Annotated in this window: 1 protein-coding gene; it reads left to right on the top strand. The window is 34.7% G+C overall.

The window, feature by feature from the left end:
- A partial coding sequence (locus PSF16_RS17335) for a UvrD-helicase domain-containing protein (protein WP_272689798.1) occupies positions 1–1,479 on the top strand: 1,479 nt, incomplete at both ends.

The raw sequence follows: 1,479 nt of genomic DNA, 5'->3' as shown, positions 1-1,479 counted from the left end.
GATTTAGACTTAGCGAATAAGCTAAACGAAATTTGGTTTGAAAAAGGTCTATGGCCTATAGACGGAGTAACGCCTACGCCTGTTGAGTGCTTTCGAACCAAAGATGGAAGGATATTTTATGCTAATGGTGTTATAAAAAAAACTGGAGAGCCTGTTTTCCTGACTGGAGGAATAGATAGAGAATATTTTTTTGATAAAAAAGAAAAATTTCATTATGTGGGTTCATTCGATAAAGAAGAAAGCTTCCCTATTATTTCCTGTATTTCACTTCGCAATAAAATAATGGCTTGGGGATGTAATAAATCGTCGGTGTTCTTAGATAAGACATCAAAACTAGAGATACTTAAATTTATATCGCATGATAATAATCTAGAGGCACCATTTTTCGATGTTAAATTGAATGGGGAACTGACAGAAACAAACATTGTCGAGCTACTATATCAACAGGCATCTTTCATAGAAAGTATGGGTATAGAGGTGGGTTGTGCTTTAAGTAAAATGAGAAAGTTTAAGAGTAAGAGTGTGGAGTATCATTTTAGTAATGCATTGTCAATATTCTGGCCTTTTTTTGAAGGGAAAATATCTGAGCTAGGATATATCACGTTTAATCGGGCATTTTTAATTTTATCCAATCCAAGTTTTCTTAGTGAAAATAATAACAAATTGAATGAAAAGTATAAGCCGTTACGTCATTTGTTGATTGATGAGTTTCAAGATATTTCTCCTCAAATTGCATTGTGGATAAAATCAGTACAATTGAATATTTCTCAACTTGAACTTGAACCAAGTATTATGGCAATTGGTGATGATTGGCAATCGATATATTCATGGAGGGGGAGCTCTCCTGAGATATTTATGAATTTCTCTCGATTTTTTCCATCGCATAAGAAACTAAATGGATGTAAAGAAATATACATGATGGAAAATTTTAGGTCAGATGAGAAAATTATTAGGGACGCAGAATATTTAATGAAGCGGGTTAAAAACAAAATTGATAAAAAAGCCTGCTCACGTCGCCTACCAGATGGCGATGAGACAGGTGTTAATTTCATCGATTATGCAACAGATGATAAAGCATGGATACAAGATGTTATTCTTCTTATTAACAAGCAACTCGAATTGGTTTCAAAACAAAACAGATGCGATAAAAATAAAGTCATTGTATTGAGTCGAACTAATTCTATCTTAAATGATGTTATGAATGCAGGGCGATTTAGTTCGGGCGTGGTATTTCATACAATACATACAGCTAAAGGGTTACAGGGTGAGATAGCGATTATTCTGGAAGATAGCCGTTCTCTTTTGGGACATACTCTCCGAAATCGTATTTATGAAACTGTTGATTTTATTTCATCATCCTATGATGACGCAATGACTGATGAGTCGTTACGACTTGCGTATGTTGCGGTAACTCGTGGGGTCAAGAGAGTTTATTGGTTTGCTCCTTCAAATAGTTCAGGTGCATACAGCCAAATGAAA

Source organism: Providencia sp. PROV033 (genome assembly GCF_028484855.1).
GTDB classification, from domain to species: Bacteria; Pseudomonadota; Gammaproteobacteria; order Enterobacterales; family Enterobacteriaceae; genus Providencia; species Providencia alcalifaciens.
The sequence above is the reverse complement of the archived record's forward strand: the minus strand, read 5'-3'. Positions and strand labels throughout refer to the sequence as shown.